Here is a 14,816-nt window from a genome sequence, read left to right on the forward strand (position 1 = left end):
TCAGGGTTGGGGAAAAAGAAAACGGTCACAGCGGGCGATGGAAACCGTGGCGTTGCGCCCATCGGCGCCACGGTGTTTGAATTTTTCGACCAGCAGGGCGGTCATGGGCAAGGCCTGTTCGTGGCCGAGCGCGCGGGCCCCCGCCAGCAGGGCCGCGGCCTCGCTGACCGAGGGCGTGCCGGTGTACCGGCGCACGGTCTCCGACGGGTTGGGCACCGGCACCCCGGCGAGCTCGGCGGGGGCGTAAAACGCCATGGCCCAGCCGTGTTCGGCGGCCAGGGCGAGCAGGCCCGGCTCGTCGGCCTTGAGCGTGATGCTGGCCGCGGCCACCACCTGCCCGGCCTGCGCCCCTGCCTGAACCAGCGCCGCCCGCAGCGCGTGCTGCAGCGTGGCCAGTGGCGTGCCGCGGTCGCAGCCCAGGCCCAAGGCCACGTTCACGCCACCGCCTCCAGCGGAGGGCGGTACACGACCAGGCGCTCGTGCAGCTCGGCCCAGTGCGCGTCCGTCACCGGCGCGTGGGTGATCCACAGCACGGCCTTGAAGCGCGCCAGGTCCACGTCGGCCAGGCGCTCGAAGCGCTGGATGCTGGCCGGCAGCGGCGTGGGCCGGGTCCACCAGTGCGGGCTGCCCGCTTCCTGCACCACAGCCACCGGCTCGCCGTTGACCACGTGGGCCGACACGCGGGTGATGTTGATCTTGGGCGCCTCGACCTTCCAGCCCAGCTCGCGGCCCAGGATGTCCACCGGAATGGTCTTGCCCACGTCCGAGGCGGTGGTCAGCACCGGCGTGGCGCCCAGCAGGGCGGCCACGGTCAGGGCACAAGCGTTGGCGCCGCCCACGTGGCCCGACAGCACCGGGATCACGAACTGCGCCGCGTCGTCCACCACCAGCACGCCCGGGTCTTCGTCCTTGCTCTTGAGGTGCGGCGCGATCAGGCGCACCACGGCGCCCAGCGACACGAAGAACACCACCTGGTCGAAGTCGGCGAACAGCGTGGCGATCTCATCGCGGAAGGCGCCGCCGTAGGCGCGCACCGGGTTGGGCAGGCCCGCCATCAGCGGCGCGAACTTGTCGGCCACGCAGACGCTGGCGCCGGGCATCTGGCGCGCCAGATCGGCGGTCTGCTGGGCGCCGTGTTTGGTGATCGCCACCAGGACGACGCGCACGGCGGTTTCGGGGGTGGTCATGTCTGGGTTTCCTCTTCTTCGATCTCGGTGCTGGTTTTTTTGCGGCAGCCGCGTTGCAGCTCGCCGCGCTCGCGCCCGGGGTTTTTCACCAGCAGCAGCGACAGGTAATTGACGGGCGTGCCCTTGAGCTGGGCCACGTCGGTGACGACGCGTTCCAGCGGCGAACCGGCTTTCTCGATGAAGCGGCTGTGCGCCAGCAGGCCGCGCCGCTCCAGCAGGCTGATCAGGTCGTCCAGCAACGGCTTGACCTTCATCAGCACCAGGGTGTCGAAGTGATCCAGCATCTTCTCCACCGCCGCGATGCCGTAGGCGGCGGGCACGATGGCGATGGTGTCGTCCTGCTCCGAGAGCGGCACCTGCAGCCGCGCGCAGGCGGCGTTGAACGAGGTCACGCCGGGCACGATCTCGATGCGGGCATCGCCGTCCAGCTCGCGCAGCACGCGGGCCAGGTAACAGAAGCTGGCGTAGGTGGAGGCATCGCCTTCGACCAGGAACAGCACGTCCTGCCCGCTGGCCAGCAGCTCGCGCACCGTCTCAGCGGCTTTCAACCAGTGGCGCGCCAGCTTCTCCGCGTCGTGCGTCATCGGGAACAGCAGCGACTGGTGTCGCTCGGGCAAGGGCAGGCCGGCGCGCAGCGCGATGTCCAGCGCGTAACTGTCTTTGCGCAGGCTGCGCACCGGGTAGGTCCAGATGGCGTCGCGCCGCTCCAGCAGCGCCCAGGCGCGGCGGGTGATCAGGCCCGGGTCGCCGGGGCCGAGGGAGATGCCGAACAGCGTGCCGGCCCGCGTCATGCCGCACCCCCGGCCTGCGCGCACACGATCCACACCGGGTTCTCCGCCGCCATGCGGTGCATGTGCAGGATGGGCTTGCTGCGCGAGGCCTGCAGCTGCAGCACGTCCCAGCTGGCGCCGAGCGCCTTGAGGGTGTCGACCGCGGCCGCCAGGTTTTCGATCGTCACGAAGTTCATCACCAGCCAGCCCTTCGGTTGGAGTCGTTTCAGGATCAGCGCGATCAGCTCGGCCAGCTCGCCGCCCGAGCCGCCCACGAACACCGCGTCCGGGTCGGCCCAGTCCTGCAGGCCTTCGGGCGCCTTGCCGTGCAGCAGCGTGTGGTTGCTGATGCCCATCGCCAGGCGGTTGCGCTGCACGATGGCCGCGTCGTCGGCGTTCTTTTCGATCGCGTAGACATGGCCGTTGCGGCACAGGCGCGCCGCCTCCAGCCCCACCGAGCCCGAGCCCGCGCCGATGTCCCACACCACGCTGTCGGCGCGCAGCTGCAGGCGCGCCAGCGACACGGCGCGCACCTCGTGTTTGGTGATCAGCCCCTTCTCGGGGTGGCGCTGCTCGAAGCTCGCGTCCGGCAGACCCAGCAGCACCTGCGGCGCGCGCAGGCGGCTGCGCCAGAGCAGCACCACGTTGGGGTCGGCAAAGTCCATCTGCGCCGCAGCGCTGATGGCCATGCCGCTGACGATGCGTTCTTCGGGCTGGCACAGGCGCTCGGCCACTGCCATCTGAAAGTCGTCGGCCAGGCCCTCGGCCATCAGCATGCGGGCGATGCGGTCGGGCGTGTTGTGCGGGCTGGTCAGCACGGCCAGGCGGTCGTGCTGGCGGATGTCGCGCAGCAGCGCGTACAGCCCATGCCCGGGGGGCGAGCCGGGTACCCAGTCGCCCGCGTCCTTGCTGTGCACCGAGGCGAAGCGCATGTCCTGCCAGGGCAGGCCCAGGCGGGCGCAGGCCAGCTGCAGGGTCGACACGTTGGGAACCACTTCGATCACCTCGATACACAGGCGCGATCCGAGGTAGGCCGCGATGCCGTGGCACAGCGGGTCGCCGGTGGCCAGCACCACCACGCGCCGGTGTTCGGCCTGCGCGGCGCGGATCCACTCAGGCACCTGCGACAGCGCGCCACCGAGGTCGCGCTGCTCGGCGCCAGGCGCCATCTGCCCGGCCAGCAGTTGCAGCGTGCGGGCCGCGCCAATGACCAGATCGGCCTGTTGCAAGTGCCGCAGCGCCGTCGCGCCCAGGCTGGCGACACCGTCGTCCAGTACGCCGACGATGCGGCATTTTTCGATCACAGTAGCTGACGCCATTTCAGTGACTCCACAGCGCCCGGCACGGGCCGCGACGCATGAAACGATCTAATCGGGGGACACCGCCGGGCCGGCTTCGCCGGACGGCTGGTGTCGCCCCCTTGAGGGGGTAGCGCGAAGCGCTGCGGGGGTGGCTCACGTCGCCTCCGCTATTTTTTTGCCGTCGAAGTCGCAGACCAGCACCTGCAGCTCGAACTGATCGGGGTAGCGCGTGCGCAGGGTCTGAATGACCTTCTGCGCCAGCGCGGTGTGAAACGCGGTGCCCAGGCCCAGCGCGTCCATGCGCTCGCCGGCGTAGCGTGCCGTCTCATTGCCGCGGATGGCCTCGCAGACCTCGGGTGGCGCGCCCACGCTCGCGGCCAGATCGGCCAGCAGGCCGGTGTCCACCTCGGCGCGGCCCGCGTGGGTGATGGTTTCGCCCTGGGCGATCTTGGTCAGCTTGCCGACCATGCCGCCGATGACGACCTTCCTCAGCCCGGCCTTCACCGCCGCGCCCATGGCGTAGCGCAGGAAATCGCCCATCTGCACGAAGGCCGGCTCGGGCAGTTCGGGCATTTCTTCCATCACGAACTTTTCGGTGCGCCCGCCGGTGGTGAGCACCACCACGCCGTGGCCCAGCGTGCCCGCCACCTGCACGCCCTGCACCACGCTGGCGCGGTAGGCGGCGGTGGAGTAGGGCTTGACGATGCCGGTGGTGCCCAGGATGGAGATGCCGCCCAGGATGCCCAGGCGCGCGTTCAGCGTCTTCTTGGCCATCTCTTCGCCCTGCGGCACGGAGAGTGTGACCCGCAGGCCCACTTCGTCGAGCAGGCCCTGGCCGACGGCGCGCACATTGGCCTCGATGTTGCGGCGCGGCACCGGGTTGATGGCCGGGCCGCCCACCGCCAGGCCCAGGCCGGGCATGGTGACCGTGCCCACGCCGACGCCGCCGGCCAGCAGCACCTGGCCCGGCTGCTCGGGCAGCAGGTGCAGGTCGGCGGTGAGGTGGGCCTTGTCGGTGCAGTCCGGGTCGTCGCCCGCGTCCTTGATCACCATGGCGTGGGCGGTTCTTTGCGCGCCGCTGCCCTCCACCCGGCCGTCGTGCACCACGAAGTTCACCCGGTCGCCGTTGGGCAGTTGGCACTCGACCTCGCCGGGCACCGCGCCCGTGACCAGGCCGATGACCGCCGCACGCGCGGCCGCGGCCGAACACGCGCCGGTGGTGAAACCGGTGCGGGTGCCGCGCGGCGCGTCCTTCTTCATCATGCGGCGAGCTCCTGCGCCTCGGCCAGGCCCAGCAGCGCGTGGATCGCGGCCACCACCAGGGTCGAGCCGCCCTTGCGCCCCCGGATCACCACCCAGGGCACGCCGGTCTGCAGCGCCATCAGGTCCTTGGATTCGGCGGCCGAGACGAAGCCCACCGGCATGCCCACCACCAGCGCGGGGCGCGCGGCCTCTTCATGGATCAGGCGCACGATCTCGATCAGCGCCGTGGGCGCGTTGCCGATGCCCACGATGGCGCCGTCGATCAGGCCCAGCCGGTGCGCCTTGCGCATGGCCTGCACGGCGCGGGTCGTGCCCTCGGCCTTGGCCTGCTCGATCACGTCGGCGTCGCTGATGAACTGGTGCGTGCCCATGCCGAAGTGGCCCAGGCGCGGGGCCGAGAGGCCGACGCAGATCATCTCCACGTCGGCCACCACGCGGGTGCGGCGCGACCGGATCGCGGCCAGGCCCGCAGCCACCGCCTGCGGGTGGAAATCGGTCAGGCCGTTGAAGTCGAAATCGGCGTTGGCGTGGATCATGCGGCGCACGATGGGCCATTGCCCGGGCGTGTAGCGGTGCGAGCGCACCTCGCGGTCGATCACGGCGAACGAGTCGTGCTCGATGGCGCGGCCCGCCGCGGTGAGCTGCTCGGTGACGACGTTGGCCGTGTCAGGCGCGGGCGTGGTCATGGGGGTGTCCGTGGTCGTGTCCATGGGCATGCCCATGTTCGTGCGCGTGGGGGTGTTCATGCGGGTGCGCGTGGTCGTGGTCGTGGCTGTGCGGCAGCGCGTCGTCGTGGTGGTGACCACCCAGGCCGTGTTCCTCGGCAAAGTGGCGGTACTTGCAGCCGTCGCAAGGCATGAGCGCGGCCGGCGCGTGGCGCCGCATGTCGCCCACGCGCTGCTCCAGCAGCTCGAAGATCTCGGGCTCAAAACCGAAGTACTTCGTGGAGACGAAACGCAGCGTCGGGTACTGGGCTTTCAGGTGCTCCACCTGGCGCGCGATGCGCTCCACCAGGGTGCCGTTGAACAGGTAGTACGGCAGCACCACCACCTGCTTCATGCCCAGCAGGTTCTGGCGCTGCACCACCGTTTCCAGCCGCGGGTGGGTGATGCCGGTGAACGCGAGGTCCACCAGCTCGTGCTCGGTCTCCTCCATCAGCCAGCGAGCCATGCGGGCCATGTCGCCGTTGGCCTGCCGGTCGGACGAGCCGCGGCCCAGGATCACCACACCGGTGGTGCGCGGGTCGGGCATGTCCAGGGCCTGGATCGCGCTCTTGAGGCGGCGCCGCAGGATGGCCAGCATCGGTTCGCCCGCGCCCAGGTGGGGCGCGTACTGGAACTGCACCCGCGGGAACTGGAGGCGGGCGGAGGCGATGGCCTGCGGGATGTCCATCTTCACGTGGCCCGCCGCGTTCAGGATCAGCGGCAGCACCCACACGCGCTGCGCGCCGCTGGCCGCGCGCTTCAGGCCCTCGCTCAGGGTGATCTCGGAGAACTCGATGAAGCAGACCTCGATGCGCCAGTCGGGCTGGCGCAGGCGCAGCCGTTCGGCGAAGACCTGTATCTCTTCGTTGCCCGAGGGCTCGCGCGAGCCGTGGCCCACCAGCAGAAGGGTTTCAGACGTCATGGGAACTCCGGGGCGGTGGGGGTGGCGGGCGCGCTGGCGCGGCGGAAGCGGTGGGTGAAGCTGGGGTCGTAGAGCCGGGACTTGGCCAGCGTGGGCCAGTGGCGCGCGCCCAGCGTGGGGCTGGCGATCACCATGGACTGGCTCACCACCTTGGCCTCGCGGCAGCGCTGCCGGATGTCGGCCAGGGTGCCGCGCACGATCAGCTCCTCGCCCGGCCAACTGGCCTTGTGCACCACCAGCATGGGCGCGTCCTCGGCCCAGCCCGCGGCGCGCAGGCCCGCTTCCACCTTGTGCAGCAAGGTGATCGAGAGAAAGATGCACAGGGTGCAGTGGTGGCTGGCCAGGGCGGCCAGGTCTTCGCCCGGGGGCATGGGCGTGCGGCCCTCGACGCGGGTGAAGATCACGCTCTGGGTCACCTCGGGTAGGGTGAAGCTCTCCACGCCGGCCGCCGCCGAGGCCATGGCCGAGGACACGCCCGGCACCACTCGCACCGGCACGCCCGCCGCATCGAGCGGCTGCACCATCTCGATCAGCGTGCCGTACAGGGCGGGGTCGCCGGTCTGCAGGCGCACCACCGTCTCGTGCCGCTGCGCCTGCGCCAGCAGCCAGGCGGCCATCTGGTCCAGCGTCATGTCCTTGCTGTCGGCGATCGCGCAGCCCGGGGGCGCCCAGCGGGTGGCGGCCTCGTTGACCAGCGAGCCCGCGAAGAGGATCGCGCCGGCCCGCTCCACCAGGGCGCGGCCCTTGACGGTGATCAGTTCCGGGTCACCCGGACCCGCACCCACGAACCAGACGGTGCCGGTCATGGCCGTGCGGCCCGGTGGGCAGATATTTCGAAAGCGACGACGAGCCGCCGGCAGGCCTGGGCCTGCCCCGTGCATGAAACCATTCCAACTCTCCAGACGCACACCCGCGCACGAGAAGCACAACGCGGACGCGGGGAGGAATGAAGAAGAGACAGCTCAGGCGCACGTGGGCCTGCCACCGGCTCACATCGCCCACCGCAATGCCGCACATGTCGTCACAGGCCGGTCTCCGGGCTCGCAAGTGAAGAAAGGGCTTCTTCTGCCTGGCGCCTTCCCATGCGTGAGCACAGTGGCTGTCTTGCCAGGTTTGTCTTGCTTACCGTTGCGGGGGCAGCGTCGGAATAGGGGGTCCAGGTTTCTGGGCCAGCGCACCGACTTCCCGTTTAATTCCGTCGACTGAACAGTCTTGGAACACCTCTAACGTGGGGGCGATGCTATCAGAAGGTATCGGTGATCTCGCTGGGGGCGAGGTCTCAGAGGCAGGTCCTTCTTGAAGTTCGTTGGGTTGCTCTACCAAGCCAGGGAAGGCACCGACAGCGGTGGGTCCCGGGCCGAAGCCCGCGAATTGGCGGCGAAATCCGGCTCGCTTCGGGCGTACAGATTGCGTCCGATCGGCCGATAGTTAGGGCTTGCTCCACCATTTTCCAAGATGCGTTGCGGATCGTTCCGCCCTGCATGGATCCCATGACCCGCGCACTTGGCGCCCCTCTCCGACAGGACCCACCATGTTCCAATCGACATCCCTGAGCGTCTCGCGACGCCTTTTCATTCTGGTTGCCAGTGCGGTCATGGGGCTGGTCATCCTGCTGGCCCTGTTCCTCACGTCCGAGCGGGCGCTGATCATGGAAGAGCGCCAGAGCGGCGTGCGCCAGACCGTGGAAACCGCCCATGGCCTGATCACGCACTACCACAGCCTCTCCGCCAAGGGCGGCCTCAGCGAGGCCGATGCCAAGGCCCAGGCGCTGGCCGCCATCCGCGCGCTGCGCTACAGCGAGGTGGAGTATTTCTGGATCAACGACATGAAGCCGGTCATGGTCATGCACCCGATCCGCCCCGAACTCGAAGGCAAGGACCTGAGCGAGAACAAGGACCCCGAAGGCACCTTCCTGTTTCGGGAATTCGTCAACACGGTGAAGAAAAGCGGCGCCGGCTACGTGTCCTATATGTGGCCCAAGCCCGGCAGCGAAAACCCGGTGCAGAAGGTCTCGTATGTGAAGGGCTTCGCGCCCTGGGGCTGGGTGATCGGTTCGGGTGTGTACGTGGACACCGTGACCACCACCATCTGGGACCGCACCGTGAAGATGGGCCTGAGCGCGCTCGCGCTGGCCCTGGCGCTGCTGGGCGTCGGCCTGCTCATATCGCGCAGCATCGTGCGCCAGCTCGGCGGCGAGCCGGCACTGGCCAGCGCCATCACCGAACGCATTGCACAAGGCGACCTGTCGGTGAACGTGCCGATCCGCGCCGGCGACACCCACAGCCTCATGCACAGCCTGCGCTCCATGCGCGACAACATGGCCGACATCGTCAGCCGCGTGCGCCAGGGCAGCGAGTCGGTGGCCATGGCCAGCACCGAAATCGCGCAGGGCAACCACGACCTCAGCGGCCGCACCGAAAGCCAGGCCAGCGCGCTGGAACAGACGGCGGCCAGCATGGAAGAACTGGGCTCCACCGTGCGCCAGAACGCCGACAACGCGCGCCAGGCCAACTCGCTGGCACAAAGCGCTTCGTCGGTGGCCGTGCAGGGCGGTGAAGTGGTCGGTCAGGTGGTGGACAACATGAAGGCCATCCACACCTCCAGCCAGAAGATCTCCGACATCATCTCCGTGATCGACGGCATCGCCTTCCAGACCAACATCCTGGCGCTCAATGCAGCGGTGGAAGCCGCACGCGCTGGCGAACAGGGCCGGGGCTTTGCGGTGGTGGCCGGCGAAGTGCGCCTGCTGGCCGGGCGCAGCGCCGAAGCGGCGAAGGAAATCAAGACCCTGATTGCCAACAGCGTGGACCACGTGGAACAAGGTTCCGCCCTGGTGGACCGCGCGCGCAGCACCATGCAGGACGTGGTGCAGAGCATCCGCCAAGTGACCGACATCGTGGCCGAGATCAGCGCGGCCAGCACCGAGCAGAGCAGCGCGGTGGGTCAGGTCAGCGACGCCGTCACGCAGATGGACCAGAACACGCAACAGAATGCGGCCATGGTGGAACAGATCGCGTCCGCCGCGAGCAGCCTCAAGAGCCAGGCCGGCGACCTGGTGCAGACGGTCGCCGCCTTCCGGTTTGCACCCCGCCACGGCCTTGTGGCACCCGTCGAATAAAGGTCGGGATAGCCCAACCCCAGACGCAGTGCGTCACGCCAGCCGCGCGCGCAGCCAGTCGGCCAGGTCGGCCACCACCTGCCCGCCCACCGGCGAGACGGCCGTGAAGTGGATGCAGGCGTGGATGGCGCCGGGGTAGTGGCGGTGCTCGGTGGCGACCCCCGCCTGCTCGATGCGCTGCGCCAGCGCGTGGCCTTCGTCGCGCAGCGGGTCGTGGCCCATGGTGGCGACCCAGCTCGGCGGCAGCGCGGCCAGCGTGGGCGCGCTCAGCAGGGCGAAGTCCGGGTGCCGGGTGAGTTCGCTGCGGCCGTCCAGGTAGCAGTTGATGAACCATTGCATGACACCGTGGGTGAGGAACTTGCCTTCGCCGTTCTCGGCCATCGAGGCGCTGGGTTCGCTGTGGTGCTGCGCCACCGGATAGATCAGGCCCAGGGCGCGCGGCGCGATGGTGCCGGCCGTGCGCAGGCAGGCCGTGGCGGCCAGCTGGGCCCCCGCGCTGTCACCCGCCAGGGCGATGCGCGACGGGTCGGCGCGCAGTTCTTTGGCGTGCGCTGCCAGCCACTGCAGCACGCAGACCACGTCGTCCACGGCCGCGGGAAACGGGTGCTCCGGCGCGAGCCGGTAGTCCACCGCCACCACCACGGCGCCCACGCTGTGGCACAGGGTGCGGCACACCGCGTCGTGGGTTTCCAGGTCGCCGATCACGTAGCCGCCGCCGTGCACATAGAACAGCGCGGGCAGGGGCCCGGCCGCGTCGGGGTGGTAGATGCGCAGCTTGAGCGGCCCGCCGGGGCCCGCGATGCTGCGGTCTTCCGTGGCGACCACCGGTGACGGCAAGCCCAGGCCCGCGGCCAGGTCGCGGTAGATCTGGCGCCCGACCGCGGGCGGCAGCGCTTCCAGCGGCGGGTTGCCCTGCGCGGCGGCCTGGGCCAGAAAGCCGGCGAGGCCCGGGTCCATGGGCGCGCGGGGGAGGGTGGTGGTGACGGTCATGGGGTCTCCTGTTGGGGGAATGGGAAAAGGGGTTGGGGGTGTGGAAACGGAGGGAAGGGCGGCTAGCGCAGCAGGCGGCCGTCGCGTGCGCGCAGGCCGACCTCGACGAACTCCGAGCCGTGGTGCTGGCCGGGGCCGAAGCGCAGGCGAAAACCGCCCATGTCGAGCGCGCCCAGGGCCTCCAGGCTCTGCGCGATGCGGGCGCCGTCGGCCGACGGGCCGGCCCGGCGCAAGGCTTCGGCAAACAGGCGCAGGTTGAGGTAGGCCTCCAGGCCTTCGAAGGTGATCGCTTCGGGGCCGATGAAGGCATCGGCGTCGCGCAGGAACTCGCGCACCACCGGCAGGCGGGGCGTTTCCGGGTTGGGCACCACGCTGGTGTAGCCGACCACGCGGCCGGGAAACAGCCGCGTCATGTGGGTCAGGCCGCCCGACGACAGCGTGGCGATGGTGCCGGGCACGCCTGTGAAGAGGCTGGCGTCCAGCCGGCCCAGCGCGTCCTGGCCGTCCAGCCCAAGGTGGATGACCAGCGCCTGCTGCGCGCCGGGTGTCATATGCTGCAAGGCGCCTGCGATCGCGTCCTTGGTGGCGTCGACCGTGGCGCGTTGCAGCCGGATGCCCGATGTTTCCAGGGCCTGGGCCAGCGCCTCGCCGCGCGCCGGTTCCGCACCGTCGCTCAGCAGCAGGGCGCGTGTGATGCCGATGGACTGCAGCTGGCGCGCCAGCGCAGCCGCTTCGCGCGCGTCGTCCGGGCGCAGGCTGAACACCTGCGGGAGCGTGGGCGAGCGCAGCGCGAGCGCGCCCGACATCGGGCCGATCAGCGGCAGGCGCAGCTCGCGCGTGGCCTCGGCGGCGGCCCGGCAGGCGCTTTCGCCCAGGCAGTTGAGCACGGCCACCGCGCGGTGCTGGCTGGCCAGGGTGCGCAGGTTCGCCGCATGGCGGCCGGGGTCGCCCCCGTCGTCCAGCGTCACCAGCTCCAGCGGCCGGCCCTGCAGGCCGCCGCTGGCGTTGAACCGTTCCACATAGGCCTTGGCACCGGCCAGCACCCGGTTGGCCACCGGAAAGCCACTGCCCGTGAGCGGCAGCGACTGGCCGATGACGACGGGCTCGGCCGGCATCGCCAGACCGGCCTGGCCGGCCAGCGCCAGCGCGATCAACCAACGAAGCAGGTGGCGCATGGGTATGGGCATGGGGGCGTGTGCTGTGTGGTCAGGCCGTGGACTGCGGACGACCGCGACGGGTCTTCAAACGCATGCGCTCACAAAGCCGTTCAGCGCGCGATTGAACTCGGTCGGCTTTTCCAGCTGTGGGGTGTGTCCGCAGTCTTCCAGCACCAGCAGACTTGAACGGGGTGTGATGGCCTGGGCCGCCACGGAGTGCTGAAGGGGCAGCACGGTGTCGTGCCTTCCGTGCACAAACAGCACCGGCACCTGCATCGCCTTCAAGATGCTGAGGGTGTGCGAAAAGGCCTTCTTGCTTTGACCACCCAGATCGGACATGGACCGCAGCGTGGCCAGGAAGGCCTTGCCGCCTTCGGGTTTGTGAACGTTGCGGCTGATGGTTTCGCGGATCTGTGCGGTGGCCACCGAAGGCTTGTGAAAAATGGCCTGGATCTGACGCTCCACCCCGGCTTTGCCAGGCTTGCTCATCAGCTCGCCCAGCACCGGCAGCGTCATGACCTTGAAGGGTGCGAACACCTCGCGCCCCAGCGAGGCCGAGTTGGCCAGGACCAGGCCGGCCACCCGGTCCGGGGCGAGACCCGCCATGCGCACCGAGACCGCTGCGCCGAGCGAGTTGCCCGCGAGCACCAGGCGCTGGATGCCCAGGGCGTCCAGGAACTGCCACGCAAACCGGGCGAATTTGTCGGCGTCGTAGGGCTGCTCGCCCATGCCGGACAGGCCGTGACCCGGCATGTCCCAGGCGATCAGGCGGTGCGCCTGAAGGTCTTCGCTGAACTGCGAATCCCACAGTTCCAGTGAGCCCCCAATGCCGTGGGACAGCAGGATGGGCATGCCCGGGCCACCGCTGTCGCGGTAGCGGATCGGCACACCCTGGACGTTGATGTGAGCTTCATGGGTCATGGGATGGACTTTCAAAGTGGGGGGACCAACCTGATCAGGCGCTTTGGACGGACGTCGTGCGGTCGGCAGTGGGAGTGGCGGTGGGGGCGTTCTCGATTGGGACGGTGCGGGCGCTGGGCAACAGGAAGTGCGCGAGCGCGGGCAGCAGCACCAGCGCACCCACCATGTTCCAGACGAACATGAAGGCCAGCAGGATGCCCATGTCGGCCTGGAACTTGATGGGCGAAAACGCCCAGGTGCCCACGGCCAGCGCCAGCGTCACGCCGGTGAGCATCACCACGCGGCCGGTGAACTGCAGCGCGTGCGCATAGGCTTCGGCCAGGCTGTCTCCGGCGCGCAGCCGGGCGAGCGTGACGCTGAGCACGTAGAGCGCGTAGTCCACACCGATGCCCACGCCCAGCGCGATCACCGGCAGCGTGGCCACCTTCACGCCCATGCCCAGGCCCACCATCAGCGCTTCGCACAGGATGGAGGTGAGCATCAGCGGCAGCACTGCCACGATCACCGCGCGCCAGGAGCGGAAGGTGATCCAGCACAGGATCACCACGGCGGCGTAGACCCACAGCAGCATCTCGCGCATGGCCTGGCGCACCACGATGTTGGTGGCCGCGTCGATGCCGGCGCTGCCCGCGGCGAGCTTGAAGCTCAGCTCGGGCGAGTCGTTGTCGGCCTTGAAGCGTTCCACCTCGGCCACCACGCGCTCCAGCGTCTCGGCCTTGTGGTCTTTCAGGTAGACGTAGAGCGCCAGGAACGAACAGCTCTGGTTGAACAGCTCACGCGGCGCGCGGGTCTGCACACCACCCAGGGCGCTTTCGTTGGGCAGCAGCTCGAACCACTTCAGGTGCCCTTCGTTGTAGCCCACCATGGCCAGCTTGGACAGCGCGGCCATGGAGTTGGTGGACTCCACCCCGGGCAGTTGCTCCAGCTGCCAGGCCAGCGCGTCCAGCGTGGACAGCGAGCCGTAGCTGGTGCAGCGGTCGGGCGGTGTGGTGGCCATCACGGTCAGGATGTCGGTGCTGGCCGCGTAGTGCGAGATCAGGTAGGCGTTGTCCTGGTTGTAGCGCGAGTCCGGGCGCAGCTCGGGCGCGCCCGGGTCGAGGTCGCCGATGGACAGGTGCAGGCTTACCGCGAAGCCGGCCACGGCCAGCAGCGCGCCCGTGCCCACCGCGATGGCGGCGGCTGGCCGCTGGGTGAAGCGCGTCAGGCCCGACCACAGCCACGAGCGCTGCAGGGCCTGCGCCGAGTCCGCGCGCAGGCTGCGCTCGGCCGCCTTGGGGCTCACGCCCACGTAGGACAGCAGGATGGGCAGCAGCAGCAGGTTGGTCACGATCAGCATGGCCACGCCGATGCTGGCGATCAGCGCCAGGTCCTGGATCACCTTGATCTGGATGATGAACAGCACCGCGAAGCCCACGGCGTCGCACAGCAGCGCGGTGGCGCCGGCCACGATCAGGCGGCGGAAGGTGTAGCGCGCGGCCACCACGCGGTGCGTGCCGCGCCCGATGTCCTGCATGATGCCGTTCATCTTCTGCGCGCCGTGGCTCATGCCGATGGCGAACACGAGGAAGGGCACCAGCACCGAATACGGGTCGAGTTCGAAGCCCAGCAGTGCCAAGGTGCCGAACTGCCAGACCACCGCCACCAGCGAACACGCGACCACCAGCGCCGTGCTGCGCTTGCAGTGCGTGTAGCCGTAGAGCAGGGCCGTGGTGATGGCCAGCGCCAGTAGGAAGAACAGCAGCACCTGGTGCAGGCCTTCGATGAGGTCGCCCACCACCTTGGCAAAACCGGTCACGCGGATCTGCAGCGTGTCGCTGTCGTAGCGCGCGCGCAGCGCCTCGATCTGGCGCGAGAGGTCGCCGTAGTCCAGCGCCTGGCCGGTCTCGGGGTGGCGGTCCAGCAGCGGCACGAAGACGATGCTGGACTTGAAGTCGCCCGCCACCAGCTGGCCGATCTCGCCCGAGCGCTCCACGTTGGCGCGCAGTTCGGCCAGGCTTTGCGGCGAGCCGTCGAAGGCATCGGGGATCACCGGCCCGCCGTCCAGGCCCTCTTCGGTCACGGCCACCCAGCGGGTGTTGGAGGTCCAGAGCGACTTCATGAATGGGCGGTCCACCCCGGGCAGCAGGAAGATCTCGTCGTTGATCTTCTGCAGCGTCTCCAGGTACTGCTGGTCGAAGATCGTGCCCTGCTTGGCCTGCACCACCAGGCGCAGCGCGTTGGTCTGGCCGCCCAGGTCGGCCTTGTGCGCCAGGTAGTTGGCGATGTAGGGGTGGCCGGTGGGGATGGTCTTCTCGAAGCTGGCGTTGAGCTGCAGCCGCGTGGCCTGCCAGCCCAGCACCAGGGTGAGCAGCAGGCTCAGCAGCAGCACCCAGGGCCGGTGGTTGAAGAAGGCGCGTTCGATGACCGAGCCCGAGGCCGGGTCAAAGTCCTCCAGCCGCGTGACGACGGGCTGGGCGTCGAGGGGGGAATCGTGGTTCATGGGA

Annotated in this window: 13 protein-coding genes and 1 riboswitch; of the genes, 1 reads left to right on the forward strand and 12 read right to left on the reverse strand. The window is 69.5% G+C overall.

Translation table 11 applies throughout. From position 1 onward, the window contains the following. The 8 genes from HTA01S_RS12170 to cobM all read right to left on the reverse strand — a co-directional run bounded on the left by HTA01S_RS12170 (window position 1) and on the right by cobM (window position 6,953). Window positions 1–438, reverse strand: coding sequence for a cobalamin biosynthesis protein (locus tag HTA01S_RS12170; RefSeq protein ID WP_068171547.1), 438 nt, complete (start codon window positions 436–438; stop codon window positions 1–3). Then, a complete protein-coding gene (locus HTA01S_RS12175) occupies window positions 435–1,187 on the reverse strand; it encodes a cobalamin biosynthesis central domain-containing protein (RefSeq protein WP_068171550.1) in 753 nt (250 codons plus the stop codon). The genes HTA01S_RS12170 and HTA01S_RS12175 overlap by 4 nt, the downstream gene beginning before the upstream one ends. Then, the gene (gene cobI / locus HTA01S_RS12180; protein WP_068171555.1) at window positions 1,184–1,978 is read right to left on the reverse strand and encodes a precorrin-2 C(20)-methyltransferase; all 795 of its coding nucleotides are present in this window, start codon (window positions 1,976–1,978) and stop codon (window positions 1,184–1,186) included. Before cobI ends, HTA01S_RS12175 begins: the two co-directional genes overlap by 4 nt. Further along, complete coding sequence (locus tag HTA01S_RS12185; RefSeq protein ID WP_068171558.1) at window positions 1,975–3,276, reverse strand: bifunctional cobalt-precorrin-7 (C(5))-methyltransferase/cobalt-precorrin-6B (C(15))-methyltransferase; 1,302 nt, start codon at window positions 3,274–3,276, stop codon at window positions 1,975–1,977. The genes cobI and HTA01S_RS12185 overlap by 4 nt, the downstream gene beginning before the upstream one ends. Before the next feature lie 135 nt (window positions 3,277–3,411). Continuing rightward, the gene (locus HTA01S_RS12190) at window positions 3,412–4,521 is read right to left on the reverse strand and encodes a cobalt-precorrin-5B (C(1))-methyltransferase (protein ID WP_068171560.1); all 1,110 of its coding nucleotides are present in this window, start codon (window positions 4,519–4,521) and stop codon (window positions 3,412–3,414) included. Next, complete coding sequence (locus HTA01S_RS12195; RefSeq protein ID WP_245638076.1) at window positions 4,518–5,231, reverse strand: precorrin-8X methylmutase; 714 nt, start codon at window positions 5,229–5,231, stop codon at window positions 4,518–4,520. The genes HTA01S_RS12190 and HTA01S_RS12195 overlap by 4 nt, the downstream gene beginning before the upstream one ends. After that, entirely contained in the window at window positions 5,188–6,147 is a 960-nt protein-coding gene (locus tag HTA01S_RS12200) for a sirohydrochlorin chelatase (RefSeq protein WP_068171562.1), read from the reverse strand. Before HTA01S_RS12200 ends, HTA01S_RS12195 begins: the two co-directional genes overlap by 44 nt. Next, a complete protein-coding gene (gene cobM / locus HTA01S_RS12205) occupies window positions 6,144–6,953 on the reverse strand; it encodes a precorrin-4 C(11)-methyltransferase (RefSeq protein WP_068171566.1) in 810 nt (269 codons plus the stop codon). The genes HTA01S_RS12200 and cobM overlap by 4 nt, the downstream gene beginning before the upstream one ends. A gap of 203 nt (window positions 6,954–7,156) precedes the next feature. Next, a riboswitch (cobalamin riboswitch) is annotated at window positions 7,157–7,387 on the reverse strand. Between the two features lie 291 nt (window positions 7,388–7,678). On the opposite strand from cobM, the gene HTA01S_RS12210 reads away from it, so the two are divergent. Beyond that, the gene (locus tag HTA01S_RS12210) at window positions 7,679–9,265 is read left to right on the forward strand and encodes a methyl-accepting chemotaxis protein (RefSeq protein ID WP_068171569.1); all 1,587 of its coding nucleotides are present in this window, start codon (window positions 7,679–7,681) and stop codon (window positions 9,263–9,265) included. Between the two features lie 33 nt (window positions 9,266–9,298). Here HTA01S_RS12210 and HTA01S_RS12215 read toward each other — a convergent pair whose 3' ends face one another. The 4 genes from HTA01S_RS12215 to HTA01S_RS12230 form a co-directional block, all read right to left on the reverse strand. Then, on the reverse strand, window positions 9,299–10,255 hold the full coding sequence (locus tag HTA01S_RS12215; protein WP_068171573.1) for an alpha/beta hydrolase: 957 nt from the start codon (window positions 10,253–10,255) through the stop codon (window positions 9,299–9,301). Between the two features lie 62 nt (window positions 10,256–10,317). Further along, on the reverse strand, window positions 10,318–11,442 hold the full coding sequence (locus HTA01S_RS12220) for an ABC transporter substrate-binding protein (RefSeq protein ID WP_084236056.1): 1,125 nt from the start codon (window positions 11,440–11,442) through the stop codon (window positions 10,318–10,320). Between the two features lie 54 nt (window positions 11,443–11,496). Next, the gene (locus tag HTA01S_RS12225; RefSeq protein ID WP_068171579.1) at window positions 11,497–12,333 is read right to left on the reverse strand and encodes an alpha/beta fold hydrolase; all 837 of its coding nucleotides are present in this window, start codon (window positions 12,331–12,333) and stop codon (window positions 11,497–11,499) included. Between the two features lie 34 nt (window positions 12,334–12,367). After that, the gene (locus HTA01S_RS12230; protein WP_068171584.1) at window positions 12,368–14,812 is read right to left on the reverse strand and encodes an efflux RND transporter permease subunit; all 2,445 of its coding nucleotides are present in this window, start codon (window positions 14,810–14,812) and stop codon (window positions 12,368–12,370) included. Window positions 14,813–14,816: the final 4 nt, after the last annotated feature.

Source organism: Hydrogenophaga taeniospiralis CCUG 15921 (genome assembly GCF_001592305.1).
In the GTDB taxonomy this organism is placed as follows: Bacteria; Pseudomonadota; Gammaproteobacteria; order Burkholderiales; family Burkholderiaceae_C; genus Hydrogenophaga; species Hydrogenophaga taeniospiralis.